The 25,930-nt window shown below is 48.1% G+C and carries 26 protein-coding genes; 16 read left to right on the top strand and 10 right to left on the bottom strand.

Annotation, left to right across the window (positions count from 1 at the left end; genetic code table 11):
• Positions 1–22: 22 nt before the first annotated feature.
• From waaO to HYQ67_RS18070, 5 genes are all read left to right on the top strand, one after another.
• The gene (gene waaO / locus HYQ67_RS18090; protein WP_202305812.1) at positions 23–1,039 is read left to right on the top strand and encodes a lipopolysaccharide 3-alpha-galactosyltransferase; all 1,017 of its coding nucleotides are present in this window, start codon (positions 23–25) and stop codon (positions 1,037–1,039) included.
• Between the two features lie 17 nt (positions 1,040–1,056).
• Positions 1,057–2,073 carry a glycosyltransferase gene (locus tag HYQ67_RS18085; protein ID WP_202305811.1) on the top strand — a complete coding sequence of 339 codons (1,017 nt, stop codon included), beginning with the start codon at positions 1,057–1,059 and terminating at the stop codon, positions 2,071–2,073.
• Positions 2,074–2,088: 15 nt separating this feature from the next.
• Positions 2,089–2,781 carry a lipopolysaccharide core heptose(II) kinase RfaY gene (gene rfaY, locus HYQ67_RS18080; RefSeq protein WP_202305809.1) on the top strand — a complete coding sequence of 231 codons (693 nt, stop codon included), beginning with the start codon at positions 2,089–2,091 and terminating at the stop codon, positions 2,779–2,781.
• Between the two features lie 236 nt (positions 2,782–3,017).
• Positions 3,018–3,875, top strand: a complete 858-nt coding sequence (waaZ, locus tag HYQ67_RS18075; RefSeq protein WP_202305807.1) for a 3-deoxy-D-manno-oct-2-ulosonate III transferase WaaZ — start codon at positions 3,018–3,020, stop codon at positions 3,873–3,875.
• 151 nt (positions 3,876–4,026) lie between these two features.
• The gene (locus HYQ67_RS18070; RefSeq protein ID WP_202305805.1) at positions 4,027–5,172 is read left to right on the top strand and encodes a lipopolysaccharide N-acetylglucosaminyltransferase; all 1,146 of its coding nucleotides are present in this window, start codon (positions 4,027–4,029) and stop codon (positions 5,170–5,172) included.
• A 61-nt stretch (positions 5,173–5,233) separates the two neighbouring features.
• Here the strand turns inward: HYQ67_RS18070 and rfaL are convergent, their stop codons facing one another.
• From rfaL to rfaD, 4 genes are read right to left on the bottom strand one after another with little or no spacing between them, the layout of a single operon-like run.
• Positions 5,234–6,439, bottom strand: a complete 1,206-nt coding sequence (rfaL, locus tag HYQ67_RS18065; RefSeq protein WP_202305804.1) for an O-antigen ligase RfaL — start codon at positions 6,437–6,439, stop codon at positions 5,234–5,236.
• A 30-nt stretch (positions 6,440–6,469) separates the two neighbouring features.
• On the bottom strand, positions 6,470–7,435 hold the full coding sequence (gene rfaC / locus HYQ67_RS18060; protein WP_202305803.1) for a lipopolysaccharide heptosyltransferase RfaC: 966 nt from the start codon (positions 7,433–7,435) through the stop codon (positions 6,470–6,472).
• Positions 7,435–8,484, bottom strand: coding sequence for an ADP-heptose--LPS heptosyltransferase RfaF (gene rfaF / locus HYQ67_RS18055; RefSeq protein ID WP_202305802.1), 1,050 nt, complete (start codon positions 8,482–8,484; stop codon positions 7,435–7,437). The genes rfaC and rfaF overlap by 1 nt, the downstream gene beginning before the upstream one ends.
• Before the next feature lie 16 nt (positions 8,485–8,500).
• Positions 8,501–9,433 (bottom strand): ADP-glyceromanno-heptose 6-epimerase, encoded by a 933-nt coding sequence (gene rfaD, locus HYQ67_RS18050; protein WP_202305801.1) that lies wholly within the window; start codon positions 9,431–9,433, stop codon positions 8,501–8,503.
• Positions 9,434–9,650: 217 nt separating this feature from the next.
• On the opposite strand from rfaD, the gene kbl reads away from it, so the two are divergent.
• The 3 genes from kbl (at position 9,651) to HYQ67_RS18035 (ending at position 13,021) form a co-directional block, all read left to right on the top strand.
• The gene (gene kbl, locus HYQ67_RS18045) at positions 9,651–10,847 is read left to right on the top strand and encodes a glycine C-acetyltransferase (protein ID WP_202305800.1); all 1,197 of its coding nucleotides are present in this window, start codon (positions 9,651–9,653) and stop codon (positions 10,845–10,847) included.
• 10 nt (positions 10,848–10,857) lie between these two features.
• Positions 10,858–11,883: an L-threonine 3-dehydrogenase gene (gene tdh, locus HYQ67_RS18040; protein WP_202305799.1), complete on the top strand. Its 1,026-nt coding sequence runs from the start codon at positions 10,858–10,860 to the stop codon at positions 11,881–11,883.
• A 184-nt stretch (positions 11,884–12,067) separates the two neighbouring features.
• The gene (locus HYQ67_RS18035) at positions 12,068–13,021 is read left to right on the top strand and encodes a glycosyltransferase (protein WP_202305797.1); all 954 of its coding nucleotides are present in this window, start codon (positions 12,068–12,070) and stop codon (positions 13,019–13,021) included.
• A gap of 35 nt (positions 13,022–13,056) precedes the next feature.
• Here HYQ67_RS18035 and HYQ67_RS18030 read toward each other — a convergent pair whose 3' ends face one another.
• The 3 genes from HYQ67_RS18030 to gpmM are packed head-to-tail and all read right to left on the bottom strand — an operon-like array spanning position 13,057 to position 16,839.
• Positions 13,057–13,995 (bottom strand): divergent polysaccharide deacetylase family protein, encoded by a 939-nt coding sequence (locus HYQ67_RS18030; protein WP_202305796.1) that lies wholly within the window; start codon positions 13,993–13,995, stop codon positions 13,057–13,059.
• A 3-nt stretch (positions 13,996–13,998) separates the two neighbouring features.
• On the bottom strand, positions 13,999–15,258 hold the full coding sequence (envC, locus tag HYQ67_RS18025) for a murein hydrolase activator EnvC (protein WP_237391315.1): 1,260 nt from the start codon (positions 15,256–15,258) through the stop codon (positions 13,999–14,001).
• Between the two features lie 33 nt (positions 15,259–15,291).
• Positions 15,292–16,839, bottom strand: a complete 1,548-nt coding sequence (gpmM, locus tag HYQ67_RS18020) for a 2,3-bisphosphoglycerate-independent phosphoglycerate mutase (RefSeq protein WP_202305793.1) — start codon at positions 16,837–16,839, stop codon at positions 15,292–15,294.
• A 250-nt stretch (positions 16,840–17,089) separates the two neighbouring features.
• On the opposite strand from gpmM, the gene HYQ67_RS18015 reads away from it, so the two are divergent.
• From HYQ67_RS18015 to cysE, 5 genes are all read left to right on the top strand, one after another.
• Complete coding sequence (locus HYQ67_RS18015; RefSeq protein ID WP_202305792.1) at positions 17,090–17,521, top strand: rhodanese-like domain-containing protein; 432 nt, start codon at positions 17,090–17,092, stop codon at positions 17,519–17,521.
• Positions 17,522–17,545: 24 nt separating this feature from the next.
• Entirely contained in the window at positions 17,546–17,797 is a 252-nt protein-coding gene (gene grxC, locus HYQ67_RS18010) for a glutaredoxin 3 (protein ID WP_202305791.1), read from the top strand.
• A gap of 63 nt (positions 17,798–17,860) precedes the next feature.
• Positions 17,861–18,328, top strand: a complete 468-nt coding sequence (secB, locus tag HYQ67_RS18005; RefSeq protein WP_202305790.1) for a protein-export chaperone SecB — start codon at positions 17,861–17,863, stop codon at positions 18,326–18,328.
• Entirely contained in the window at positions 18,328–19,347 is a 1,020-nt protein-coding gene (gpsA, locus tag HYQ67_RS18000) for an NAD(P)H-dependent glycerol-3-phosphate dehydrogenase (RefSeq protein ID WP_202305789.1), read from the top strand. The genes secB and gpsA overlap by 1 nt, the downstream gene beginning before the upstream one ends.
• 90 nt (positions 19,348–19,437) lie before the next feature.
• A complete protein-coding gene (gene cysE / locus HYQ67_RS17995) occupies positions 19,438–20,259 on the top strand; it encodes a serine O-acetyltransferase (RefSeq protein WP_202305787.1) in 822 nt (273 codons plus the stop codon).
• On the opposite strand, the gene trmL is transcribed toward cysE, so the two are convergent.
• From trmL to cpxR, 3 genes are all read right to left on the bottom strand, one after another.
• Complete coding sequence (gene trmL / locus HYQ67_RS17990; protein WP_202305785.1) at positions 20,256–20,729, bottom strand: tRNA (uridine(34)/cytosine(34)/5-carboxymethylaminomethyluridine(34)-2'-O)-methyltransferase TrmL; 474 nt, start codon at positions 20,727–20,729, stop codon at positions 20,256–20,258. The two genes, cysE and trmL, sit on opposite strands and share 4 nt — an antisense overlap.
• Positions 20,730–20,974: 245 nt before the next feature.
• The gene (gene cpxA / locus HYQ67_RS17985) at positions 20,975–22,351 is read right to left on the bottom strand and encodes an envelope stress sensor histidine kinase CpxA (RefSeq protein WP_202305784.1); all 1,377 of its coding nucleotides are present in this window, start codon (positions 22,349–22,351) and stop codon (positions 20,975–20,977) included.
• Entirely contained in the window at positions 22,348–23,046 is a 699-nt protein-coding gene (cpxR, locus tag HYQ67_RS17980) for an envelope stress response regulator transcription factor CpxR (RefSeq protein WP_202305779.1), read from the bottom strand. Before cpxR ends, cpxA begins: the two co-directional genes overlap by 4 nt.
• 150 nt (positions 23,047–23,196) lie before the next feature.
• Here cpxR and cpxP point away from each other — a divergent pair, with 150 nt between their 5' ends.
• The 3 genes from cpxP to pfkA all read left to right on the top strand — a co-directional run bounded on the left by cpxP (position 23,197) and on the right by pfkA (position 25,883).
• Complete coding sequence (gene cpxP / locus HYQ67_RS17975; protein ID WP_202305774.1) at positions 23,197–23,709, top strand: cell-envelope stress modulator CpxP; 513 nt, start codon at positions 23,197–23,199, stop codon at positions 23,707–23,709.
• A 123-nt stretch (positions 23,710–23,832) separates the two neighbouring features.
• The gene (fieF, locus tag HYQ67_RS17970) at positions 23,833–24,717 is read left to right on the top strand and encodes a CDF family cation-efflux transporter FieF (protein WP_202305772.1); all 885 of its coding nucleotides are present in this window, start codon (positions 23,833–23,835) and stop codon (positions 24,715–24,717) included.
• 203 nt (positions 24,718–24,920) lie between these two features.
• Complete coding sequence (pfkA, locus tag HYQ67_RS17965) at positions 24,921–25,883, top strand: 6-phosphofructokinase (protein WP_202305770.1); 963 nt, start codon at positions 24,921–24,923, stop codon at positions 25,881–25,883.
• The last annotated feature ends 47 nt before the right edge of the window (positions 25,884–25,930 follow it).

Genomic DNA, 25,930 nt, shown 5'->3' with positions numbered 1-25,930 from the left:
CTAAGTATAACAAGAGTACCTGATGAACCAGACTTATTTTAACGAAAAAGAAGTTATTCTGGATACGCTGGACTATGACTATACAGAATCCAGTCAGGATGATGTTTTTAATATCTCGTATGGCATTGATAAGAACTTCCTCTTTGGCTGTGGTGTCTCAATTGCTTCAATTTTATTATCAAACCCACATGTCTCTCTGGCATTTCATGTTTTTACCGATCATTTCGATGAACAGAATAAAAGTAAATTCGACGCACTAGCGGCTCAGTATCGGACGCGTATTGTTGTTTACTTGATTAACTGTGATAAATTAAAGTCGCTTCCCAGTACCAAAAACTGGACGTATGCAACGTATTTCCGTTTTATCATCGCCGATTATTTTGCGAACCGAAACACTAAATTACTTTACCTCGATGCTGACATTGCATGCCAGGGAAGCATTCAGGAACTTGTCGATCTTAATTTTAAAGATAATGAAGTCGCAGCGGTAGTCACGGAAAGGAACAAGGACTGGTGGAAAAAGCGTTCGGTAACGCTGGGGGTGGCAGAACTTGATAATGGTTACTTTAATGCTGGTTTCTTGTTGATTAACATTCCTGCATGGACGCGTACAAACGTCTCAGAAAAAGCTATCAATATGCTGAAGACACCTGAGGTTACCGACAAGATTACTCATCTTGATCAGGACGTATTGAATATGCTGCTGGTTGGTCAGACTCGTTATATAGACAAAAAATTCAATACCCAATATAGTCTAAACTACGAGCTTAAAGATACGGCTATCAATCCTGTCAATGAGAGCACCGTTTTCATCCATTACATTGGGCCAACTAAGCCATGGCATTCCTGGGGAGTTTACCCGGTTTCGCAAGCTTTTTTAAAAGCTAAAGTGCATTCTTCCTGGAAGAATGACCCTCTCCTCAAGCCTAATAATAGTAATCAATACAGATACTGTGCAAAGCATATGTTTAACAAACAAAAAGTATTACACGGGATCTTGAATTATTTCCTGTATTTCGTCAAGAAAATAACTAATTAGATAAAGTAGGTGATGCAGTGGACTCATTTCCAGAAATAGAGATTGCTGAATTTAAAGTTTATGATGGCTGTAGTAAGACGGATAATACATTCGACAAATTAAACATTGCTTATGGCGTAGATCGTAACTATCTTGATGGTGTTGGTGTTTCGATCACCTCGATCGTTATGCATAATGATGTTCCTGTTACGTTTCATATTATAGCTGATGAGTATGATAAAGGTTTTCTCGATAAAATAGAAAAGTTAGCCATACAATTCAAAATAAGCATCCATTTATATTTAATTAATGCGTTAGGTCTGGAAATACTTCCCCGTACTAAAGTATGGTCCCGAGCTATGTATTTCAGGTTATTTGCATTTGAGTTTTTAAGCCGGAAAGTCGATAAGCTTCTTTACCTTGACGCTGATGTTGTGTGCAAGGGAAAAATAGATGAATTAGCATCCTTTGATCTTAAAAATAGCGCAGCAGCAGTAGTCAGAGATGTTGAGTCGATGCAGAGCAAGGTGGTTGAAAGACTTAAAATGCCAGAGTTGTGCGGTAACTATTTTAACTCGGGCGTGGTGTATGCAAACTTAAAAAAATGGGTGGAGTTTGAATTAACTGAAAAAGCATTGAGAATATTAACACAAGATAATGCTTCGTCTCCATCTTATAAATATCCCGATCAGGATGTTTTAAATATCTTACTAAAAGATAATGTCATATTTTTGCCACAGAAATTTAATACTATCTATACTATCAAAAGTGAGTTACGTGATAAATCTCATAATCAATATAAAAAAATCATATTAGATGAGACTATCCTGATTCATTATACTGGCGCTACAAAACCCTGGCATGAATGGGCATCTTATCCATCTACCCATTATTATCAACAAGCACTGTCGTTATCTCCATGGAAAGATGATACTCCTAAGAAAGCGAAAACAGTTATTGAATTTAAAAAGAGATACAAACACCTATTAGTGCAACATAAATATCTCCAGGGCATTGTTGCCGGCATTGCATATTTGCGCAAGAAGAGAAACTGATACTACAGGTCTACTATGATTAAAAAAAATGTGGTTAACGATTTTATTGTACTGACTAAGGAGCAGGACAGTAAATATCTTATTATATTTAATGATTTTTTATCCTATAATTTAAAAATTATAAAGGTCTTCCGAAGTATAGAAGATACCAAAGTTTCGTTAATTGATACCGAATATGGAAAATTTGTACTTAAGGTTTTTGCACCTAAAGGGAAAAAAAACGAGCGTTTTATAAAATCAATGCTCAAAGGCGACTATTATGAAAAGCTCTTTCACCAAACCGCACGCGTAAGGCAAGAAGGATTCGATGCGCCGAATGACTTTTATCTCCTTGCTGAAAGAAAGACGTTACGATTTGCGCATTGCTATATCATGCTTATTGAATATATTGAAGGGACCGAGCTTGCGGATATTGAACACATATCTGATAGTTTGAAGCACGATATAAAAAATTCGATTGTTTCATTACATCATCATGGTATGGTTTCAGGGGATCCACATAAAGGGAATTTCATTATTGAAGATGATGTTGTGCGAATTATAGATTTATCTGGCAAACGCCCCTCCGCATCAAGAAAGGCAAAAGACAGAATCGATCTTGAAAGACATTATGGAATTGTAAATGATAAAAAAGACGCCGGATATTATTTACTAACCTATAAAAAGGCATTGCGTAGTTTCTTGAGGAAAATAAAAAGGAAGAAATAATATTTTATTCTTTTCCTTGTGTCGAGCACTTATGTGAAGATATATTCATTCGCTACTCTGAATGGGTATTAGAATACTAATAATACCTTCAATTATTTTCGTTAAAGCTAAGTTTTCTGAATGTTACAGAATAAATGTTTAGTATATTTCCATAAATCAAAAACCTTAACTTTATAATATTAATTAAATTATTGTGTTAAGTATTAAAGAATCTATTTAATCTTGCAGGTTTGTATATGAATAACATAAAGTATATAACTTATACTGATGTTCAAAATATTGTTGACAAGAAATCATATGAAGACGTTATAATATTTTTGTCTGGTCCAACCTCAAAAAATACCCCTTTATCCATTTTACGCAGTCACGATGTTATCACCGTCAATGGCTCAGCTGAGTACTTGCTAAACCATAGCATCGAACCATTTATCTATTTGTTAACTGACGCGCGTTTTTTACATCAGCGGCGTAGTGATTTTTTTAAATTTAGCTCACAGAGTAAATTTACTATAGTCAACCGAGATGTTTACGAAGAGTCAACTGAGGAAGATAAAAAATATTTGCGTGAAAATTGCTTGATACTCAAATCTTTCTATAAGCGCGAGAAAGGTGGTTTATTGAAAAAAATGAAGTTTAGCATTATGGCTAAATTCAATAAAAATTTGCTTATTGACGTACCCTTCTCAACTAAAAAGAGACTAGTTGGTTTTTCAAAGGATATTAGTATTGGCTATTGTTCATGCCATACTGTTGCCTATACAGCAATTCAGATTGCATACTCATTGAAGTTTGTACGGATCATTTGTTCTGGTTTAGATCTCACTGGTAGCTGCCAGCGTTTTTACGATGAAAGTAAAAATCCCATGCCTTCTGAATTAAGCAGAGATCTTGGAAAAATCCTGCCATTTTTCAAGTTCATGAGTGAAAAGGTACAGAATGTAAATGTCTTTAATTTATCAAATGATACGGCGGTTAGTTATAGTGTCATTCCTTTTATCCAGCCTTCCGAAATTGGAAAAAGAAAAGTGAAGGTAAATGATAATCTTGATCATGAAATTGATTTCAAAAGGAAAGCTGATTCCTGTGTTAACTAGCTAAATCATTTATATGGCTATTCTATTGTTATCAAAACGGTATAAAATTAAAAATAACAAAAGATTGACTTTATTCATAATTATATTTTTAATATGGTGTATTCCATTTTTAGTTATAATTTAAAAAACTAACAATAATGAGTGAAATTATATGCTGAAGAAGATCGTTTTTACTGTTACACCTATTTTTTCTATCCCTCCCAAAGGAGCTGCGGCTGTTGAAACATGGATGTATGAAGTTGCACAACGCCTGTCGGTAGAAAACAAAATAGTTTGTATAAAAAATGAAGGTTATAGTGATTTTACTCAAGTCAATGAAAAGACAAGTATTCACAGAATTGGCTTTAGCAAGATTTATAAACGCCTTTTCCAGAAATGGACTCGGCTGGATCCGTTACCTTACTCGCAAAGAATACTCAATATTAAAAACGATTTTGCCAGTGATGTTGATAGCGTTATAGTTGTACACAATAGCCTTAAACTCTATCGTCAGATACGAAAAAGATCGCCTGAGGCACATTTAGTTTTGCATATGCATAATGCTTTTGAACCTCAAGGAATCGATCCTAACGCAAAAATCATTGTTCCAAGCCTCTTTTTACAGAATTATTACCGTCAGTTTTTACCAGCTGCTGATATTGTGATTGTACCAAATGGTATTGATCTAAATGCTTATACTGTAGATGCTAAGACGAAAAATATTCGTGGTGAGTTTGGTATATCAGAAACAGATACGGTTTTATTCTATGCTGGCCGTATAGTTCCAGATAAAGGAGTGCTGTTGCTGCTAAAGGCATTTGAAAAAATTAGCAAGCAAAGAAATGAGATCAAATTGGTCGTGATCGGCGATCCACATTCTAGTGAGAAAGGTGAGAAGGCCACTTATCAGCAACAAGCACGGGAATTATCTGCCCGACTACGACCTGACTGTATTATGGTGGGTAGCGTTCGCCCAGAAGAAATGCATAAATATTATCCCCTGGCAGACCTCGTGATTATCCCCTCCCAGTTCGAAGAACCATTTTGTATGGTCGCAATTGAAGCAATGGCTGCAAACAAGCCTGTCCTGGTGAGTACACGTGGAGGCATGATCGAATTTGTACAAAAAGATTCTACTGGTTATCACCTTTCTGAGCCTATGACAGCAGAAAGCATTCAGCGAGATATAGAAAAAGTCCTCAACGACCCTGAAAAAAGTATTATCGCAGCGAAAGGACAGCGGCTGGTTTATAACGAATATAGTTGGGATAGAGTAACCGCTCTTTTCGAAGATAAGATTAGATATTGGTTTCCATAAAAAGGCTACGTCAGTAGCCTTTTTTATTATCAACTGAAACTATCCTCGGTCTGATGACTGGTTATTTTCTCAGTGCCAGAAGTAAACCAGTAATGATCCCTAAAGGGGCAAGTTCAATTTGTTCAAAATTCCCTCTTACTAAAAAGAACCCAACTAAGGATAAAAATAGTAGTAGGTGTACATTGTACGGGGAGGTTGCCGTTGAAATGAACGCTTTTCCAGCAATCTCATTTATGACAGAACCATAAACATATAATAATGCTCCCAGCCCAAGTATTCCTGCACCAAACCAAATATACAATGCCAGGTTATGAGGACCGATCGATTTTTTAAATGTCCACGTAGGGTAGTCTATAATCCTTTTATTATAGAGGTTATGATAAATATCATCGCCATAGCCATACCCTTTAATTGGATTTTCAAGGATAAGACTCATTGCACTGCCTTGCGTGCCGTTTGTATAGCGATAAGAACTGTCAGTCTGCTGCAATTTATAAATGAGTTTATCACTTTTCGCGCCGTGCTGTGACATTACTAAAGTGCCTGCGGCAATGAAAATAATGACCGATGCCACCAGTAATTTCCAGAATCTATTAAAGATAAGCCATAGAACCGCAGTGATAAAAATCGCCAACCAGGCACCACGCGAAAGTGTCCCAAGCATTAAGAATAGATATATGCATCCACATACTGCAAACGCAACTTTTAAGGATGTTTTTTTGAAGAGCCATAGGTTCAATAAAGCCGGGAAGAGGAAAACCATCGAATCAGAGATGTGGCGATGATTGTAGTTGGTAAATGGCATTATCCCTTGTTTGTAATCTTGATAGTATAAAACCAATTCAACCGCGCACTTTACGCTTAATGAAGACAAGAAAGAAATCAGGATCAATTTGGAAACCGTTTCTTTTGTTTCATTCTTTAATAAGAGTGGTAATAAAAGGCTATAAAGCAATATGCCTTTGATAACAGTATTGTTAAATTCTTTAAAACTAACCTTCATATCGGGTGAGATAAATATAGAATATAACAAAACTGCTGATAGGGCTAAAATGCTATAAAATAAGTTATTTTTTAACAAGCTCAGGCAAATCTTTGGCGAGCGGAAGATATAATATAAACTTGTTACGATCATCAATATTTCTACGATGTGCTTATAACGAGTTATACCGTCCAGGAAAAAAGTTGTGATGAAGAGAAAAACTAATGCCTTATTCCATAAAGGTTGCCAGTTTTGATCTTCTTTTGATAATAGTGCCGCTATCATTGTAGCTCCAGTATAAACGAATATATCAAACTATCGAATGTAATCTTCCAGGGCTGAATATACATTTTCAGCCTTTAATTTTTTTGAATCTTTGTCTGGCGCACTCTGCGCCACCTGATTCTTCCCATATCCCCCAATTAATCCTGGGTCCGTTGGGCCATATAAGGTCACATTTGGGCGGTCTAAAGCTGCTGTAAGGTGGCTTAACCCTGTATCAACCGAAACCACAAATTTTGCTCCTGCCAGTATCCGTGCAATGCTTTCAAGTTCCAGTCTTGGTAATACATCAACGTAATCAAATCCCTCAGCCAGCCTTTTTGCCCGAGCCTCTTCATGCGGTGCGCCCCACGGCAACTTTATACGTAATCCAGAATCTTTGAGCAATCCAATTAACTCGCGCCAGTGGCTTTCTGGCCAATGCTTATCGTCCCGCGTTGTGGCATGTAAAAATACCGCATAGTTTTCAGTATCGGTATTAAGATGGCTCAAGAAGTGCTGTGAAATAGCATAGTCACCTTGTGATTGCGCTTTGCTATAGCCGAGGCTTTTAGCAAAGAGTTCACGGGTTCGTTCGACGGCATGCTGCTGCTTAGGAATGTGATGACGGTAATTATAAAAAAGGCTAGCCAAAGGTTCGCGCGCGGTTTGCCAGTCCATGCCATGTTTGGGACCATGTGCCAGTCGGGTCACTAATGCTGCACTTTTTACCAGTCCCTGGGCGTCAATGACCGCATCATATTGCATTGCCCGCAGGGAATTGCGGAAGGCAAGACGTTCTGATTTTACCTGCGCTGAAAACCAATCTTTACGCCAGCGGCGAATCGCAACGGGTAAAACCTTTTCGACTGCCGAATGCCACGTTGGGATTTGCGCAAACCCTTCCTCTACTACCCAGTCAAAGCATATACCCGGAATGGCCTGTGTCGCGTCCGTTAATGCGGGCAAGGTATGCAGTACATCGCCCATTGATGAAGTTTTGACGATTAATACCCGCATTATACTTCCTTCCCGCTTTGCAGCAGCTCGTTCAACTCTGTCAGTACTCGCTCCGGTGCAATATCGATCAGACTCTGGTGATAGCCTTCAGCAGCCTCACCTTTGCGGACTTTGTGGTAGCCACTAATCAGACGAATAACCTTCGCTTTATGAGACAGCGGAGGGGTGAAGTCGGGGCTGCTTGGTCCATAAAGGGCGACGAGTGGACGCCCCAGAGCAGCAGCAACATGCATTAAACCAGAGTCATTGGTGACCACTGCTCTACACGCGGCCAGCAGAATCACGGCTTGATCCAGCGCGGTGTCACCAGCCAGATTTCGGCAGTATGCCTGCTGCCCGGTTGTTAATGCCGACAGAATATCGTTGCCGGCTTCTTTATCTTTAGCCGAGCCGAACAGTACAACCTGGTAACCTTCGTCGATAAGCTTTCCGGCAAGGGTTGCGTAATGATAGTGCGGCCAGCGCTTTGCCGGGCCGAATTCAGCGCCAGGGCAAAAGCCAATGATGGGCCGCTCGGCAGCCAGACTAAATGCGGAACACGCCTGGTTTTTTTCGTGTTCATCAACCTGTAGCTGTGGCCAAAGTAGTGGCTGAGGAAGATCTTGTGCAGACTGCATGACGCCCTTGTCGTACGCCAGAGCGACATAGCGCTCAACCATTAGAGGCCAGGCCTGTTTATCCAGAACTCTGGCGTCATTGAGCAGACCATAGCGCATCTCGCCGCGCCAGCCTGTGCGTAGCGGTATATTGGCGAAGAAAGGGACTAACGCTGATTTAAATGAGTTCGGTAATACATATGCGCGATCGTAGCGCTTTTCACGCAGGCTATGGCCTAGTCGACGGCGTTCGCCAATTTCCAGAGCACCATGCCCCAGCGGCATGGAGAGCGCTTCGTTGACTTCAGGCATCCGCGATAATAATGGACGACACCAGGCCGGTGCCATCACATCAATTATCGCCTGGGGATAGCGCGCCTTGAGCGTGCGATAGAGACTTTGCGACATCATCATGTCGCCCACCCATGACGGGCCAATCACCAGTATTTTCATGCGTCAGGCTACCTGATTATGCGTCACGGTTAAGCCAGGCCATATATTCCGTCACGCCTTCGGCAACGGTCTTAAATGGCTTGTCGTAGCCAGCTGCACGCAGGTTGGCCAGATCGGCCTGAGTAAATGCCTGATAGCGGCCTTTAAGCTTTTCAGGGAAAGGAATGTACTCAATACTGCCTTTTTTATGGAATGCCAGCGTCGCATCGGCCACTGCCTGGAAGGACTCAGCTCGGCCGCTACCGCAGTTATAAATACCTGAGATGCCGTTCTGCCAGAACCACAGGTTTACCGCTGCCACATCCCCCACGTAAATGAAGTCGCGCTTGAAGCCGTCGCTGCCTTCAAAGAGTTTTGGATTTTCGCCGTTGTTCAACTGAGTATTCAGGTGGAATGCAACGCTTGCCATGCTGCCTTTATGGCCTTCACGTGGGCCATAAACGTTGAAGTAACGGAAGCCGGTAATCTGTGAGTTTGCTTCCGGCAGAATCTGACGAACGTACTCATCAAACAGGAACTTCGAGTAGCCGTAAACATTCAGCGGCTGCTCGAATTCACGAGACTCGATAAAGTTGTTATTGCGACCGCCGTAGGTGGCAGCAGAAGAGGCGTACAGGAACGGAATTTCACGTTCCAGACAGTAATGCAGCACCTCTTTGGAGTACTGATAGTTATTATCCATCATGTACTTGCCGTCCCACTCGGTAGTGGAGGAACATGCGCCCTCATGGAAAATGGCTTCAACTTCGCCAAACTCTTCACCCGCCATTAGCTGGATCAAGAAATCTTCTTTGTCCATGTAGTCGGAGATATTCAGGTCAACCAGATTGACGAACTTAGTCCCGTCTTTTAAGTTGTCTACGACCAGGATATCAGTATAGCCGATATCATTCAGTGACTTAATAATGTTGCTGCCGATAAAACCAGCACCACCGGTGACAATAATCATAAGCGTAACCTTCACAATTTGGGGGGCTGCAAGGCACGATACCTCGCGCGCTAATGGCTCTTATCATACCATTACAATCAAAGACCCGCCTAATCAGACTAAGTTTCCCGCCTTCGTGATTTATCCTGCAAAAATCAGATTCCCTGAAGCGTAATCTCGTCTCAACGTATAGCTTTGGGTAATATGTTCCGAAATTTGCCATGCCTGGAGAATCGCGATGCGCGAAGATTTTTACCAACAGTTAACTTCTCAGCTTGAAACCGCTCGTTCAGAAGGTCTCTTCAAAGAAGAAAGGATTATTACCTCAGCGCAGCAGGCGGATATCACCGTTGCCGATGGCAGCCACGTTATCAATTTCTGTGCAAACAACTATCTGGGGCTGGCTAACCACCCGCAGCTGATTGAAGCTGCGAAGCAGGGTATGGATAAACACGGATTCGGTATGGCGTCCGTGCGTTTTATCTGCGGTACGCAGGATAGCCATAAGGAGCTTGAGGGTAAGCTTGCAGGTTTCCTTGGGATGGATGATGCGATTCTTTACTCATCCTGCTTTGATGCAAACGGCGGACTGTTCGAAACGCTGCTCGGCCCTGAAGACGCGATTATCTCCGATGCGCTGAACCACGCTTCTATCATCGATGGCGTGCGCTTGTGTAAAGCGCAGCGTTATCGTTATGCCAATAACGATATGCAGGAGTTGGAAGCACGTCTGAAAGAGGCTCGTGCTACGGGCGCTCGCCACGTGATGATCGCTACCGACGGCGTATTTTCTATGGATGGCGTCATTGCTAACCTGCAAGGCGTGTGCGATCTGGCGGATAAATATGATGCGCTGGTGATGGTCGATGACTCTCACGCCGTAGGTTTTGTTGGTGAAAATGGTCGTGGCACGCACGAATATTGCAAGGTCATGGACCGTGTAGACATTATCACTGGTACGCTCGGCAAGGCACTTGGTGGTGCTTCTGGCGGCTATACCGCTGGTCGTAAAGAGGTGATTGAGTGGCTGCGTCAGCGCTCTCGTCCTTATCTCTTCTCTAACTCGCTGGCTCCGGCCATTGTTTCTGCTTCTATTAAAGTTCTGGAGATGCTGGAAACCGGAGCAGAGCTGCGTGAGCGACTGTGGACCAACGCCAGCCTCTTCCGGGAGAAAATGGCTGCGGCAGGTTTTACGCTTGCGGGAGCCGATCACGCCATCATCCCCGTGATGCTTGGCGAAGCGACCGTCGCGCAAAACTTTGCCCGCGAGCTGCAAAAAGAAGGCATTTATGTCACCGGGTTCTTCTATCCGGTAGTTCCAAAAGGTCAGGCGCGCATTCGTACGCAGATGTCGGCCGCTCATACCCCTGAGCAGATTGAGCGTGCGGTTGATGCGTTTACGCGTATCGGTAAACAGTTGGGCGTTATCGCCTGAGGGAGCGGTCATGAAAGCATTAGCAAAACTGAAGGCGGAAGAGGGCATCTGGATGACGGATGCGCCCAAACCGGAGATGGGCCATAACGATCTGCTGATCAAAATCCGTAAGACTGCCATCTGCGGCACCGATGTGCATATTTATAACTGGGATGAATGGTCCCAGAAAACCATTCCCGTCCCGATGGTGGTTGGCCACGAGTACGTGGGTGAAGTTGTTGGTATTGGCCAGGAAGTGAAAGGGTTCAAAATCGGCGACCGTGTTTCCGGCGAAGGCCACATTACGTGCGGACACTGCCGCAACTGCCGCGCAGGCCGCACTCACCTGTGTCGCAATACCACCGGTGTAGGTGTGAACCGCCCGGGCTGCTTTGCAGAGTATCTGGTTCTGCCTGCGTTTAACGCTTTCAAAATCCCTGATAACATTTCTGACGATCTGGCGTCTATCTTCGACCCGTTTGGTAACGCGGTACACACCGCGCTCTCTTTCGACCTGGTCGGTGAGGATGTGCTGGTGTCAGGTGCAGGCCCGATTGGCATTATGGCGGCGGCGGTTGCCAAACACGTCGGCGCCCGTAATGTAGTCATCACTGACGTGAACGATTATCGTCTTGAACTGGCGCGCGAAATGGGCGTGACCCGTGCGGTAAACGTCAGCAAAGAAAGCCTGACCGATGTCATGCATGAGCTGGGCATGACTGAAGGTTTCGATGTGGGCCTCGAAATGTCCGGCGCTCCGCCTGCATTCCGCTCTATGCTTGACACCATGAACAATGGGGGACGTATTGCAATGCTGGGTATTCCTCCTTCCGATATGTCAATCGACTGGACAAAAGTCATCTTCAAAGGCTTGTTCATCAAAGGCATTTACGGCCGTGAGATGTTCGAAACCTGGTATAAAATGGCTGCACTGATCCAGTCTGGCCTGGACCTGTCGCCGATTATCACCCATCGCTTTACTATCGATGATTTCCAGAAAGGATTTGATGCTATGCGTTCCGGGCAGTCAGGTAAGGTAATTCTTAGCTGGGATTAAAATAAGTTATATTTTAACAAGATGGTTAATTTCTTAATTAACCATCTTGTTATTAATGTTATCCCTGTCGTTTTTGTAAAGTTAATTAACTCTTTGTCAGTCTGCCCCAAACATCTTGCTTCACATTGTTTGTCATAATAACATCCAGAAATTATTATTTCCGCCATGCCCTGGGGGACAGACGGTGAATAAAGATAATGTTGATGTTAGTATCATTGTTCCGGTGTATAACGACGGGAACAATATATCCAGAGTTATAAAAAAATTACTCGCTGAAAAGAGAATTAATATTGAGATAATTCTGGTTAATGATGGTTCAGTGGATAATACGCTTGACGTTATTAATTCCTTCAATGATAAGCGTTTGCTGGTAATAAACCAGGAAAACCTGGGCGTCTATGCAGCCCGTAACGCTGCGCTGGCAAAGCATTCAGGGAAGTGGCTAATGCTGCTGGACTCTGATGACGACTTTGCAGAGGATTTGGTCTTTGACCGGTACAATGAAGCGACAAAGCATGATGTTGATGTCCTTATCTCCAACGGTCGTATTGTTGACGAGCATGATTCCTTTGTCGGCGAGATCATTCACCGGAAACAAATTTATAATCATGTGATTAGCGGCAATCAGTGGGTCGAACACGCGGTTAAAAATAATGAGTGGCCACATTATCTCTGGCTGCAGATGATCCGGTCAGAATATATTAAGAAAAACTCCCTTACTTTTAATGCAGGCTACAGCCATCAGGATATATTATGGACAGCCATGTTAGGTATGTATAACGGTCGGTTTTATATATCGGATAGGTCTGATTATTTTTATGTTAACAATCCGCACTCAATAACCAAAAGTAAGAAGTATTATGATTGCCGTGCATATAGTTATATTGAGGTAATCAGTAAGCTCATCTTGCTTGCAAATGGCGAAGTGAATGCCGGTATAAAAAAAGCATTCTTGCGCCATGCCTCTCATGAGTGTCGTCACTTTTTTGGACTTTATCGTAAAAAAGTTTCTGAAAAAAAAGCTGTTAAGGCCATGTTTATGAAGAAAATCAGCTTTAGTGATTTATTTCGTGGCGCATCAACGTGTAAGCAATACTGGCTGTTAATGAGGCTTTACCGCATCCTTAAAGCAAGCTAAAGCCAGGCTGTCGGTTGACCCCGACAGCCCTTCTTTTATCGTACTTGTCCCCAACCCTGCCATTGATTTTTCATGTACTTCACTAGCGTGCTCTCTCCGATACTGTCACTGAGTACCGCGAAATAGGTCGTAGCGTGTACTGGCTCCAGCGGTTTCTTCGGCTTGCAGAGTTTTACGCCCCTGAACGGATTACGCGGCTGCTCTGCTGGTTTACCCGGCACCGTATTATTCGGTCTGGACGTATCCACCTGCGGTTCATTCAGCAGACTGCTTGGGCGCACCAGAGTGATATCTGGCGGTAGGTTATAAACCATCTGCTGCAGTACTCGTACGGTAGTGGGGTGAGGATGACCGATAGCGATAGCAGAGCCGTTACGTCGTGCCAGGGCTACAGCACGATTGAACTGCACGCGGATGTCAGCTTCATTCTGCTTGTCGTCGAGGAATACCTTGCGCTTGATAACCTTGACCTTAGTTCCCGCTGCGGCGCGCATTGACTGGCTGTTGCCGATGGTTACGCTGTCGAGGAAGTAAAGGTTGTACTGATCCAGCGACTGCATCACTTTCTGCATGCCAAACAAGCTGGAAGTCATGGCGCTTCCCATATGGTTGTTCAGACCCACCGCGTAAGGCACTTTATTCACCGCCTCCCGAATAATTCGCTCTATTTCAGCGCTACTCATATCCGGACGAAGGGTATCTTTTTCCAGCGGCTGCTTGCTAAGCGGTGCCATCGGAAGATGGATTAGCACTTCATGGCCAGCGTTGTGCGCTTTGGTTGCCATTTCGCGGGAATGCGGTGCGTTGGGCAATACGGCGACGGAAATATTGGCAGGCAGGGCGATAACCTGGTTTTCCTGATGAGGACGATAGCCGAAATCATCTATCACGATCGCCAGCTTGCCGGCATAAACGGGAGTTGCCAGCGCCAGAGCGCAGGCGAGCGAGGAGACAACGTGACGAAATTGAAGCAAAACTTATCTTCCCAACCACGGTTGTGGATTGACTGCCTGGCCCTGGCGACGAATTTCGAAATAGAGTGACGGGCGGCCCTGACCACCACTGTTACCCACCAGCGCGATGGGTTGACCGGCTTTGACCTGAGTGCCTACGCTGACAAGCGCACTCTGATTGTAGCCGTATAAGCTCATATCGCCTTTACCATGTTCAACGACCACGACCAGGCCGTAACCTTGTAACCAGTCGGCAAGAATCACACGTCCGTCAGCGATGGCTCTTACTTCTTTGCCTTCACTGGCGGCGATAACGATACCTTTCCAACGTAGTTCACCCTGCAGCTGTTCGCCATAACGATGCAGCAAAGAGCCGCGGACTGGCCAGTAAGCCTGCCCGCGTGGGGCGCCAAGACCGCCGGTACGGGAAATTAATGAACGTTCTGATTCGGTTGGTTTGTATGTGCTGCCTTTGCTGGCTGCAGTTTTCTGACGTGATTTAACCGCTTCTGCTTCGCGAGCCTCTTTTTCTGCACGCGCTTTGGCAGCGGCGGCGGCACGAGAAATTTGGTTTTGCAGGCGGGATTCGTTCTGACGCATCTCGCCGAGCTTCTGCTGATCCTGCTGAATTGATGACTCCAGCGTTGCGAGGGTTTTCTTACGCTGATCGCGGGCATCCTGCAGCTTAGCCTGTTGGGCTTGCTGATCGTACAGCAGCGTTTGCTGTTCGGTCTGCTTCGCTTCGAGGGTTGCTTTTTGCTCGTCAACTTCCGCTTTGGTTTGCTTCAGTTGAGCAATGGTTTCCTGACGCGCGGCGTTCAGATAACCAAAATAGGCCTGTAAGCGCTGACCGCGCTGGCTCTCTTCACCACTAAGAATGAGCTGGATACCGGTGTGCTGACCCTGACGAAAGGCTGCATCAAGCTGGGCGGCCAGGTTACGCTCCTGAACGGCCTGCTGTTTTTGCAGCTTCATCAGTGAAGCATTCATGGTGTCGATTTGCTGATTTAGCGTTGCGAGGGTGTTTTGCGTATCGTGCAGCTTGCGGCTTGCTTGAGCAATCGCCTGTTCCTGCGTTTTTAATTGGGCAAGCAGCGTTGCGCGTTGCTGTTGCTGTTGACGTACAGCTCGTTCTTTAGCCGCAATATCCTGCTGGATTGATTTTAGCTGGGCGCTGTCGTCCGCATGGCTGGACAAAGGGCATAACAATACGCCAGCGCTAAGCACGCTGGCGTAGAAAATGGGCCTGACGGACAACCGTTTCGGTTTCGTGGCCCATGTCATTGAAAAAATCGCCTTTCCCCTCATGGGGAGGGATTATTCCACGATGAACAGCGGCTTGCCAGTCATCTCTTGCGGGATTTCCATGCCCATCAGGCTCAGCATGGTTGGCGCGATATCAGAAAGCTTGCCGCCTTCTACCGCTTTCACGCCGCGATCGCCAATGTAGATCAACGGAACCGGCAGGCTGGTGTGCGCGGTATGAGCCTGACCTGTTGCCGGGTCACGCATCTGCTCTGCATTGCCGTGGTCCGCGGTGATCAGCAGCTGTCCGCCGGTATTTTCAACAGCAGAAACGACCTGCGCGATGCAGTTATCCAGCGCTTCAACTGCCGAAATTGCCGCTTCGTAAACGCCGGTATGGCCGACCATGTCACCATTCGGATAGTTACAAATGATGGTGTCATACTTGCCGCTGTTGATAGCCGCCAGTAATTTTTCAGTCAATTCCGCAGAACTCATTTCCGGTTGCAGGTCATAAGTCGCTACTTTCGGCGAATTGATCAGAATGCGGTCTTCACCAGCAAACGGCTCTTCAACGCCACCGTTGTAGAAGAAGGTCACGTGAGCGTATTTTTCAGTTTCGGAAATGCGCAGCTGGGTTTTGTCATGTTTCGCCATCCACTCACCGAAGGTGTTGGTCAGGGAAGCTGGTGGGTAAGCGCATGCTGTTTTGATGTCTGCTGCATATTCGGTCAGCATGATGAAGTCGCCGAAGTTAACCACTTTCTTACGGGCAAAACCGTCAAAATCTGCATTAACAAAAGCACGAGTTATCTGACGAGCGCGGTCAGCACGGAAGTTCATGAAGATCAGTGCATCGCCGTCGTTCATGACAGCCTCAGCTTCACCTTCAGCACGGATCACGGTTGGTTTAACGAATTCGTCGTTTTCATCGCGCGCGTAAGCCGCTTCCAGGCCGGCAACAGCGGTTGCCGCCTGATATTCGCCTTTGGCCTGAGTCATCAGGTCGTAAGCCAGCTCAACACGATCCCAGCGGTTATCACGGTCCATTGCGAAGTAACGGCCAATAATGGATGCCACGCGGCCTTTACCCAGAGCTGCAAATTTATCCGCGAATTTCTTCAGCGAAGATTCAGCGCTGCGAGGCGGGGTGTCGCGACCATCCAGGAAGGCATGCAGATAGATTGCTTTTGCACCGCGCTCGGCTGCCAGTTCGATCATCGCAAGGATGTGCTCTTCATGGCTGTGCACGCCGCCCGCGGAAGCCAGACCCATGATGTGAACCGCTTTGCCAGCGGCAACAGCTTTGTCTACCGCTGCGGTCAGAACCGGGTTGGCAAAGAAAGTACGTTCTTTAATTTCAACGTCCAGGCGAGTCAGGTCCTGATAAACAATACGGCCAGCGCCGAGGTTGACGTGACCGACTTCAGAGTTACCCATCTGCCCGTCAGGCAGACCAACTTCCAGACCCGAGGCGTTAATCAGAGTGTGTGGGTGTTGGTTCCACAGGTTATCCATAACCGGGGTTTTAGCATTCAGAATGGCATTATCCTGCTGCTCTTCGCGATGGCCATATCCATCCAGAATCACCAGAACCATAGGTTTTTTCGTCACCGACATTGCAAGAACCTCTAAGTCAAAGATAAAAAATTTGCGTAATTTTACTACAGCCATCACAAAAAAATAGCCGCAGAAGATCAAAGAAACGGGTGTGATCGTGACAGGTTTTTAGCTATGAAGGGCATTTTTTTCGTAACAGTACGCAGAATCCACAATACATCATGCTGACTGGCTGTAATTGCCGCAATGCGAAGGTATACTCCTTGCCTGGTTTTTTTCATCTTTACTCAGTCGGGAGTTATTACCCCCCATGCAAGAAATTATGCAATTCGTTGGTCGCCATCCCATACTTAGTCTGGCGTGGGTTGGTTTACTGGCCGCCGTGCTTGTTATGACCTTCAAAGGATTAACCTCAAAGGTTAAGGTGATTACCCGTGGTGAAGCCACGCGCTTAATCAATAAAGAGGATGCTGTTGTGGTTGATGTGCGTCAACGTGACGACTATCGTAAAGGCCATATCGCTAACTCTCTGAACGTGCTGACAAATGAGATTAAAAGCGGCAACTTCGGCGAGCTTGAAAAGCACAAAGCCAAGCCTGTTATCGTGGTTTGTGGCAATGGTGTGACATCGCAGGAATCAGCGCAGCTGCTGATTAAAGCTGGCTTCGAACAGGTTACCTTGCTTAAAGAAGGCATCGCTGGCTGGAGTGGTGACAACCTGCCGCTGGTACGCGGTAAATAATCTGCATCTATTCTGAGGTGAGCCATGGCGAATATCGAAATCTATACCAAAGCAACCTGCCCGTTTTGCCACCGTGCAAAAGACCTGCTTAACAGCAAAGGGGTGGCTTTCCAGGAATTACCGATTGATGGCGATGCCATCAAACGTGAAGAGATGATCAAACGCAGTGGCCGGACTACGGTGCCGCAGATTTTTATTGACGCACAGCACATTGGCGGCTGTGATGACTTGTATGCGCTTGATGCACGTGGTGGACTCGATTCTCTGCTGCGATAGCGAAGTTTGTCTGCCGTTAATGACGGATTTAAGGACGTATTAATTTTTTAAGGGTTTATATCAATGTCAGAACAAAACAACACCGAAATGGCTTTCCAGATTCAGCGCGTATACACCAAAGACATCTCTTTTGAAGCGCCAAATGCACCGCACGTCTTCCAGAAAGACTGGCAGCCAGAAGTTAAACTGGATCTGGATACGGCTTCCAGCCAGCTGGCAGACGACGTATATGAAGTTGTACTGCGTGTCACCGTGACCGCAACTCTGGGCGAAGACACTGCGTTCCTGTGCGAAGTTCAGCAGGCAGGCATCTTCTCCATCGGCGGTATCGAAGGCACGCAAATGGCACACTGCCTGGGTGCGTACTGCCCGAACATTCTGTTCCCGTATGCACGCGAAGCAATCACTAGCCTGGTTTCTCGTGGTACCTTCCCGCAGCTGAACCTTGCTCCGGTAAACTTTGATGCACTGTTCATGAGCTATCTGGAACAGCAATCTGGCGAAGGTGCTGAAAACCATCAGGATGCCTGATGAACAGCGTTAATGTTTCAATGACTGTGATCGGTGCCGGCTCTTACGGCACCGCTCTTGCCATCACTCTGGCAAGAAATGGCCACCACGTCGTGCTGTGGGGTCATGACCCAAAACATATCGCGACCTTGCTGGCCGACCGCTGTAATGCTGCGTTCCTTCCCGACGTTCCCTTCCCGGACACGCTCCATCTTGAAACCGATTTGGCCACCGCGCTCTCTGCCAGCCGTAATATTCTGGTGGTGGTGCCAAGCCATGTCTTCGGACAGGTGCTGCGCCAGATAAAACCTCTGATGCGTGCTGATGCGCGCGTGGTTTGGGCGACGAAAGGGCTGGAAGCAGAAACCGGTCGGTTACTGCAGGATGTTGCTCGGGAAGCTTTAGGCGATAGCGTGCCACTGGCGGTGATCTCTGGCCCAACCTTTGCAAAAGAGCTGGCTGCCGGGCTACCTACGGCCATTTCTCTGGCGGCGACAGACGACACCTTTGCTGATGACCTCCAGCACCTGCTGCACTGCGGCAAAAGCTTCCGCGTTTACAGCAATCCGGATTTCATCGGCGTGCAGCTCGGCGGCGCTGTGAAAAACGTCATTGCGATTGGCGCGGGGATGTCAGACGGCATCGGCTTTGGGGCTAACGCCCGTACGGCGCTGATCACGCGTGGTCTGGCGGAAATGACTCGTCTTGGCAGTGCGCTGGGTGCCTCACCGGAAACCTTCATGGGTATGGCCGGCCTGGGCGATCTGGTGCTGACCTGTACCGATAATCAGTCACGTAACCGTCGTTTCGGCATGATGCTGGGGCAGGGGGCGGACGTGGATTTGGCGCAGGAAAAAATCGGCCAGGTGGTTGAAGGCTATCGCAACACCAAAGAAGTCCGCGAGCTTGCTGCGCGGGTGGGTGTCGAAATGCCAATAACCGAGGAAATTTATCAGGTATTATATTGCGGAAAAAACGCTCGCGAGGCAGCATTAACGCTGCTTGGTAGAACCCGCAAGGATGAACGAAGCGGCAACTGACACAGTTGCACCTGAGGGAACAATGCAACCGCAAAACTGAAGCGCCCCGGTCATCCTGCGCCGGGCGCTGTTTTCTGTCTGGAGAGAGCAATGTCGTCTGAAGAACTGGATCTGGTGTGGAACAACATTAAAGCCGAAGCGCGAGCGCTTGCCGATTGTGAACCAATGTTGGCCAGTTTTTACCACGCAACTCTCCTCAAACATGAAAATCTGGGCAGCGCCCTTAGCTATATGCTGGCTAACAAGCTGGCCTCTTCGATCATGCCCGCCATCGCCATTCGTGAAGTCGTGGAAGAAGCCTATGCGGCAGAGCCACAGTTAGTTGCTTCCGCCGCCTGCGATATTCAGGCCGTCCGCACCCGTGACCCGGCCGTGGACAAATATTCCACCCCCTTGCTTTACCTGAAGGGTTTTCATGCGCTTCAGGCTTATCGTATCGGCCACTGGCTGTGGAACGAGGGGCGCCGGGCGCTGGCTATTTTCCTGCAAAACCAGGTTTCCGTCTCCTTTCAGGTCGATATCCACCCGGCGGCAAAAATTGGCTGCGGGATAATGCTCGACCACGCCACGGGCATCGTAATTGGTGAAACGGCCATCGTCGAAAACGACGTGTCGATTCTGCAATCGGTCACCCTCGGCGGTACCGGCAAAACCAGCGGCGACCGCCATCCGAAGATCCGTGAAGGGGTGATGATTGGCGCCGGGGCGAAAATCCTCGGCAATATCGAGGTCGGGCGGGGGGCGAAGATTGGCGCAGGTTCCGTGGTGCTACAGCCGGTCCCGCCGCATACAACCGCTGCTGGCGTGCCTGCTCGCATCGTCGGTAAACCGGAGAGCGACAAGCCCGCCATCGACATGGATCAGCACTTCAACGGTGCCAACGGCGGCTTTGAGTACGGCGACGGAATTTAGCTTCTCAGCACGGCGCCTGGATAACCAAGCTGGCGCCACGCTTCGTACACCACCACCGACACCGCATTAGACAGGTTCATGCTGCGGCTGTCCGGCATCATCGGAATTCGAATTTTTTGTCCCGGCGGCAGCGCATCCAGGATAGCAGCTGGCAGCCCACGGGTTTCCGGCCCGAAGATCAGATAGTCCCCGTCCTGATAGCTGACGGCACTGTGAGCGGGCGTTCCCTTCGTCGTTAAGGCGAACAGGCGATGAGGGTTTTCCGCTTCCAGAAATGCAGTGTAATTTGTATGGCGGTTCACGGCAGCGAACTCGTGATAATCCAGCCCGGCACGGCGCAACCGTTTATCATCCCAGCCAAACCCCGTTGGCTCGATAATATGCAGCCGGAAGCCGGTGTTAGCACAAAGACGGATGATGTTGCCGGTATTCGGCGGGATTTCAGGTTCAAACAATACGATATTCAGCATACAGCCCCCTAAGACAAGGGGCGCAGAATAGCAATTTGTGGCGAGAAGGAAAACAGGCCCGAACTGACCTGTTGCAGACAGATGACAAACTTAAAGCGAATGACTTTCGCAAAGATCTCACCGAATAAATAACAAGGAAAATCAATTCATTGATTTTCGCCTGCTCATCACAAAGAAGGAAAAACCACGCTTTCTCCTTCTTTGTCAGCAATCTAAAACAGGCCCGAACGGGCCTGTGAGATACGTTACTTGCTGCGGTGGTACAGCGGCAGCCAGATGACCAGCCTCAGGCCGCCCAGCGGACTGTCTTCGGCTTTCACCCAGCCACGGTGCTGCTGAACGGCGGTTTCCACGATGGCGAGGCCTAAACCGGTACCGCCAGACTCACGGTCCCTTGCCTCATCCGTACGGTAGAACGGACGGAAGATCTGTTCGCGGTCTTCCGGGCTCACGCCTGGACCATCATCGTCTACGGTTGCGGTAATTCCCTGGTTATCGACAGAGAAATTAACGGCAATTTTCGTATGCGAGTAGCGCAGGGCGTTACGAACGATGTTTTCCAGCGCGCTTTCCAGCGAGTTCGGGTTGCCGTACAGCAGCCACGGCCCCGGCGGATAGGTGACCTCCAGCGATTTGCCCATCTGCTCGGCTTCGAAGGCGGCGTTATCCAGCACTTCTGACCAGATCTGGTTCGCTTTCATCGTCTCGCTTGCCAGCGCGTTCTTCTGCTGGTTGCGGGACATGACCAGCAGATCGTTAATCATGCCGTCCAGGCGCTGCGCTTCGGTTTCAATACGCTCCAGCTCTTTGCTTTCTCCGGCCTTACGACGCAACAGGGCGGTGCCCAACTGCAGACGGGTCAGCGGCGTACGCAGTTCGTGAGAGATATCCGACAGCAGACGCTGCTGAGTCGTCATCATTCTTTCGAGCGCCATCACCATCTGGTTAAAGCTGGCCCCAGCGGCAAGAAACTCCTGCGGCCCGGATTCCAGCTCCGGATGCTGACGCAAATTCCCCTGGGCAACTTCATCGGCAGCATTTTTCAGCTTACGGGCAGGTTTTGCCAGGCTCCAGGCAAGCCAGAGCAGCAGCGGAGAGCTGACCAGCATGGTGACAATCAGCAGCAGGAGCGGCCTGTCAAACAGCAGGTTGATAAAGTCAGACTGGGAACTGCTTGCCGGACGGATCAGATAGAGCTGGTAGTTGTCTTCCCCGTCACGTACCGAGAACGGCCCCACCAGCTCTACGCGGCCATACTTTTTCTTTTGCGGATGATCGGAGTTGTCAGACTGGCCGATAAAGTTACGGATAATCTGCATTTCGTTGCGCTGGGCGCCAATCACTCGCCCTTCGCTGGTGACCAGCAGCAGACGCTGGCCAGGAGGTGCCCACTTATCGATGGCCCGAAATAAACGGCGCCACCACATCAGGTCGTTTGGCGGATCGTTCTGAAGCTCCGCCTCGACGTGCTGCTCTATCATTGTGCCTTGACGCTGCTCATTTTCCATCAGCTCGGTCATCTGACGCGAATCCAGCTTCGGCAGCATCAGTACCAGCATCAGTACTAACGCTAACGTCAACCAGAAGATGGCAAAAATACGCGCGGTAAGGCTACTTATCATGAAGCTGAAACCATCAGATAGCCGCGGCCACGTAAGGTTTTGAACCACGGATGCCCGTCTTTACGGTCAGGCAGCTTACGTCGCAGGTTGGAAATATGCATATCAATCGCGCGGTCAAAAGGTGTCAGGCGTTTACCTAAAACTTCCTGACTCAGATGTTCACGCGAGACCACCTGGCCAAGATGCTGGGCTAACAAATACAACAGCGTGAATTCGGTCCCGGTTAAATCAAGCGCCTGGCCGTCAAAGCTGGCTTCCTGACGACCTGGATTAAGGCTCAGACCGTCAACTTCGACGTTAGGAGAACCGTTGTCGCTGTTTTGCTGCTGTTCGCTCCAGTGGGAACGACGCAAAATAGCGCGTATACGGGCCACCAGCTCACGATCGTTGAATGGTTTAGGGAGATAGTCATCTGCGCCCAGTTCAAGGCCCAGAACGCGATCCAGCTCGCTTCCGCGGGCGGTCAGCATGATGACTGGCGTCTGGTGTGTCTGACGAAGCTCTTTTAAAGTATCAATGCCGTTCTTTTTCGGCATCATCACGTCGAGCAATAACAGGTCGATGCTGTCGTCCAAAAGCTCCAACGCTTGTTCGCCATCGTGGGCGACCGTTACGTTAAAACCTTCCATGTCGAGCAGTTCCTTTAACAGGGAAGTAAGCTCTCGGTCATCATCAACTAACAGAATTTTATTCATTGTTAAATTACCTCCGAGGCAGAAATTACGTCATCAAGGCGCGCTAATCCATGACTTTACGTTGTTTTACACCCCCTGACGCTTGTTTGCAGCGGGAATCGTAGACTGGCTCTCGTTGAATCGCAGCACACAAGATTTCGGGAGCAAGTGATGCGTCATGTTACCGCTGCTGTCATGGCCTCAACACTGGCATTCGTTACCCTGTCCAGCCAGGCCACAGGATTAACGACCAGCGATAACTGGCATAACGGCGAAGAACTAGTAAAGCGTAATGGTATTCAAAGCAGCAATATGTTTGACGGCATTAATCTGACCGAACAGCAGCGTCAGCAAATGCGCGACCTTATGCAGCGGGCAAGGCATGATAGCCCACCTGTGAACGTAAGCGAAATGGAGACCATGCATAATCTGGTCACCGCTGAAAATTTTGACGAAACGGCCGTACGTGCTCAGGCAGAAAAAATGGCACAAGAACAGGTGACTCGCCAGGTTGAAATGGCGAAAGTGCGCAATCAAATGTACCGCCTGTTAACGCCTGAGCAGCAAGCCGTTTTGAACGACAAACACCAACAGCGCATGAATCAGTATCGTGAGCTGGCGGATCTGCAACGAAGTTCCTTATTGCAGGCACAGAGTAGTAGCAGTACCCGTAGTAACCAGTAACAACCCTGTTTTCCTTGCCATAGACACCATCCCTGTCTTCCCCGCCCACAAGGCGGGGTTTTTTTTGCCTTAACGTTCAGATGAATCCGCTATACTAGCCAGCATTAATTTGTTGGAGCCCCTATGAATCAACAGTATGGGCAGTTGGTCAGCCGTGCGGCGATCGCTGCAACGGTAATGGCATCGCTGTTACTTTTGATTAAAATTTTCGCCTGGTGGTATACCGGTTCGGTCAGTATTCTGGCGGCGTTGGTGGACTCGCTGGTGGATATTGCCGCCTCGCTGACTAACCTGTTGGTGGTTCGTTATTCTCTGCAACCGGCGGACGATGAACACACGTTCGGGCATGGCAAAGCTGAATCACTGGCGGCGCTGGCGCAAAGTATGTTTATTTCGGGGTCGGCGCTGTTTCTGTTCCTTACGGGTATCCAGCACCTTGCCGATCCCTCTCCCATGAATCAGCCGGCGATCGGCATCATCGTGACCGTCATCGCTCTGATCAGCACGCTCATTCTGGTCACCTTCCAGCGCTGGGTTGTCAGAAGAACGCAGAGTCAGGCCGTGCGGGCCGACATGCTTCATTATCAGTCTGATGTTATGATGAACGGTGCGATTCTTGTGGCGCTGGCGCTATCCTGGTATGGGTGGCACCGGGCTGATTCACTGTTTGCATTGGGAATCGGTGTCTATATTTTGTATAACGCGATTCGCATGGGGCATGAAGCCGTGCAATCCCTTTTAGACCGTGCTCTGCCTGAAGCAGAACATGAGGCCATTTTCGATATAGTCACCTCCTGGCCTGGCGTACGTGGGGCACATGATTTACGGACGCGGCAGTCAGGGCCGACTCGCTTTATTCAGATTCATATCGAAATGGAAGACAATTTACCGCTTGTTCAGGCGCACGTTATCGCTGAACAGGTGGAGCAGGCGATCCTCTATCACTTCCCTGGGTCGGATGTGATTATTCATCAGGATCCCTGCTCGGTCGTCCCAACGGGGCGATAAGGCCATTCGAGTAGCAGTTTACGTTGTCGAAAAGCAGGCGCCGGCGGCATTTTTTGGATACATTTACCGCTAATTGGCCTGACCTGAATCAATTCAGCTGGAAGCGGTTGTTATACTATTTGCAGCAGAGTCGATGCCTCGGGTTGCCCGTAGGCTGTTTCCGGCAACAGGATTAATTTTGCATTCAAAGTTCAGAGGTAGTCATGATCAAAAAAATTGGTGTGTTGACGAGTGGCGGTGATGCGCCGGGCATGAACGCGGCGATTCGCGGTGTGGTTCGTGCAGCATTGTCAGAAGGTCTGGAAGTTGCGGGTGTTTATGATGGCTATCTGGGCCTGTACGAAGACCGTATGGTCAACCTGGACCGCTACAGCGTCTCCGACATGATTAACCGTGGCGGTACGTTCCTGGGCTCTGCTCGTTTTCCTGAGTTCCGCGATGAGAAAATCCGCGCGGTTGCTATCGAAAACCTCAAAAAACGCGGGATTGATGCGCTGGTTGTTATCGGCGGCGACGGCTCCTACATGGGTGCCAAGCGCCTGACCGAGATGGGCTTCCCGTGCATCGGTCTGCCGGGCACCATTGATAACGACATCAAAGGCACCGACTACACCATTGGTTTCTTTACCGCGCTGGAAACAGTGGTCGAAGCCATCGACCGCCTGCGTGATACCTCTTCATCCCACCAGCGTATCTCTATCGTAGAAGTTATGGGTCGCTACTGTGGCGATCTGACTCTGGCTGCATCCATTGCCGGTGGCTGTGAGTTTGTTGTCCTGCCGGAAGTTGAGTTCAACCGTGAAGACCTGGTTGCTGAAATCAAAGCGGGCATCGCGAAGGGTAAAAAACACGCCATCGTGGCGATTACCGAGCACATCTGCGACATCGACGAACTGGCTCAGTACATCGAGACAGAAACCAAGCGCGAAACCCGCGCAACCGTCCTGGGCCATATCCAGCGCGGTGGTTCCCCGGTTGCTTACGACCGCATCCTGGCTTCCCGCATGGGCGCTTACTCTATCGAGCTGCTGCTGGAAGGCCACGGCGGTCGCTGTGTCGGCATCCAGAACGAGAAACTGGTTCACCACGACATCATCGACGCCATCGAAAGCATGAAGCGTCCGTTCAAAGGTGACTGGCTGGACTGCGCCAAGAAGCTGTACTAATTCAGCTTTCTGATGAGGCCGGGGAAACCCGGCCTTTTTTATGCGGC

Source organism: Dryocola clanedunensis subsp. sulfonylureivorans (genome assembly GCF_016756775.1).
Classification (GTDB): Bacteria; Pseudomonadota; Gammaproteobacteria; order Enterobacterales; family Enterobacteriaceae; genus Dryocola; species Dryocola clanedunensis.
This window is presented reverse-complemented; position numbering and strand designations above follow the sequence as displayed.

Coding starts and splice junctions, on each gene's coding strand:
- waaO (WP_202305812.1), top strand. CDS start 23: ATGAACCAGACTTATTTTAACGAAAAAGAAGTTATTCTGGATACGCTG.
- rfaY (WP_202305809.1), top strand. CDS start 2,089: ATGATTAAAAAAAATGTGGTTAACGATTTTATTGTACTGACTAAGGAG.
- waaZ (WP_202305807.1), top strand. CDS start 3,018: ATGAATAACATAAAGTATATAACTTATACTGATGTTCAAAATATTGTT.
- HYQ67_RS18070 (WP_202305805.1), top strand. CDS start 4,027: ATGCTGAAGAAGATCGTTTTTACTGTTACACCTATTTTTTCTATCCCT.
- rfaL (WP_202305804.1), bottom strand. CDS start 6,439: ATGATAGCGGCACTATTATCAAAAGAAGATCAAAACTGGCAACCTTTA.
- rfaC (WP_202305803.1), bottom strand. CDS start 7,435: ATGCGGGTATTAATCGTCAAAACTTCATCAATGGGCGATGTACTGCAT.
- rfaF (WP_202305802.1), bottom strand. CDS start 8,484: ATGAAAATACTGGTGATTGGCCCGTCATGGGTGGGCGACATGATGATG.
- rfaD (WP_202305801.1), bottom strand. CDS start 9,433: ATGATTATTGTCACCGGTGGTGCTGGTTTTATCGGCAGCAACATTATT.
- kbl (WP_202305800.1), top strand. CDS start 9,651: ATGCGCGAAGATTTTTACCAACAGTTAACTTCTCAGCTTGAAACCGCT.
- tdh (WP_202305799.1), top strand. CDS start 10,858: ATGAAAGCATTAGCAAAACTGAAGGCGGAAGAGGGCATCTGGATGACG.
- envC (WP_237391315.1), bottom strand. CDS start 15,258: ATGACATGGGCCACGAAACCGAAACGGTTGTCCGTCAGGCCCATTTTC.
- gpmM (WP_202305793.1), bottom strand. CDS start 16,839: ATGTCGGTGACGAAAAAACCTATGGTTCTGGTGATTCTGGATGGATAT.
- HYQ67_RS18015 (WP_202305792.1), top strand. CDS start 17,090: ATGCAAGAAATTATGCAATTCGTTGGTCGCCATCCCATACTTAGTCTG.
- grxC (WP_202305791.1), top strand. CDS start 17,546: ATGGCGAATATCGAAATCTATACCAAAGCAACCTGCCCGTTTTGCCAC.
- secB (WP_202305790.1), top strand. CDS start 17,861: ATGTCAGAACAAAACAACACCGAAATGGCTTTCCAGATTCAGCGCGTA.
- gpsA (WP_202305789.1), top strand. CDS start 18,328: ATGAACAGCGTTAATGTTTCAATGACTGTGATCGGTGCCGGCTCTTAC.
- cysE (WP_202305787.1), top strand. CDS start 19,438: ATGTCGTCTGAAGAACTGGATCTGGTGTGGAACAACATTAAAGCCGAA.
- trmL (WP_202305785.1), bottom strand. CDS start 20,729: ATGCTGAATATCGTATTGTTTGAACCTGAAATCCCGCCGAATACCGGC.
- cpxA (WP_202305784.1), bottom strand. CDS start 22,351: ATGATAAGTAGCCTTACCGCGCGTATTTTTGCCATCTTCTGGTTGACG.
- cpxR (WP_202305779.1), bottom strand. CDS start 23,046: ATGAATAAAATTCTGTTAGTTGATGATGACCGAGAGCTTACTTCCCTG.
- cpxP (WP_202305774.1), top strand. CDS start 23,197: ATGCGTCATGTTACCGCTGCTGTCATGGCCTCAACACTGGCATTCGTT.
- fieF (WP_202305772.1), top strand. CDS start 23,833: ATGAATCAACAGTATGGGCAGTTGGTCAGCCGTGCGGCGATCGCTGCA.
- pfkA (WP_202305770.1), top strand. CDS start 24,921: ATGATCAAAAAAATTGGTGTGTTGACGAGTGGCGGTGATGCGCCGGGC.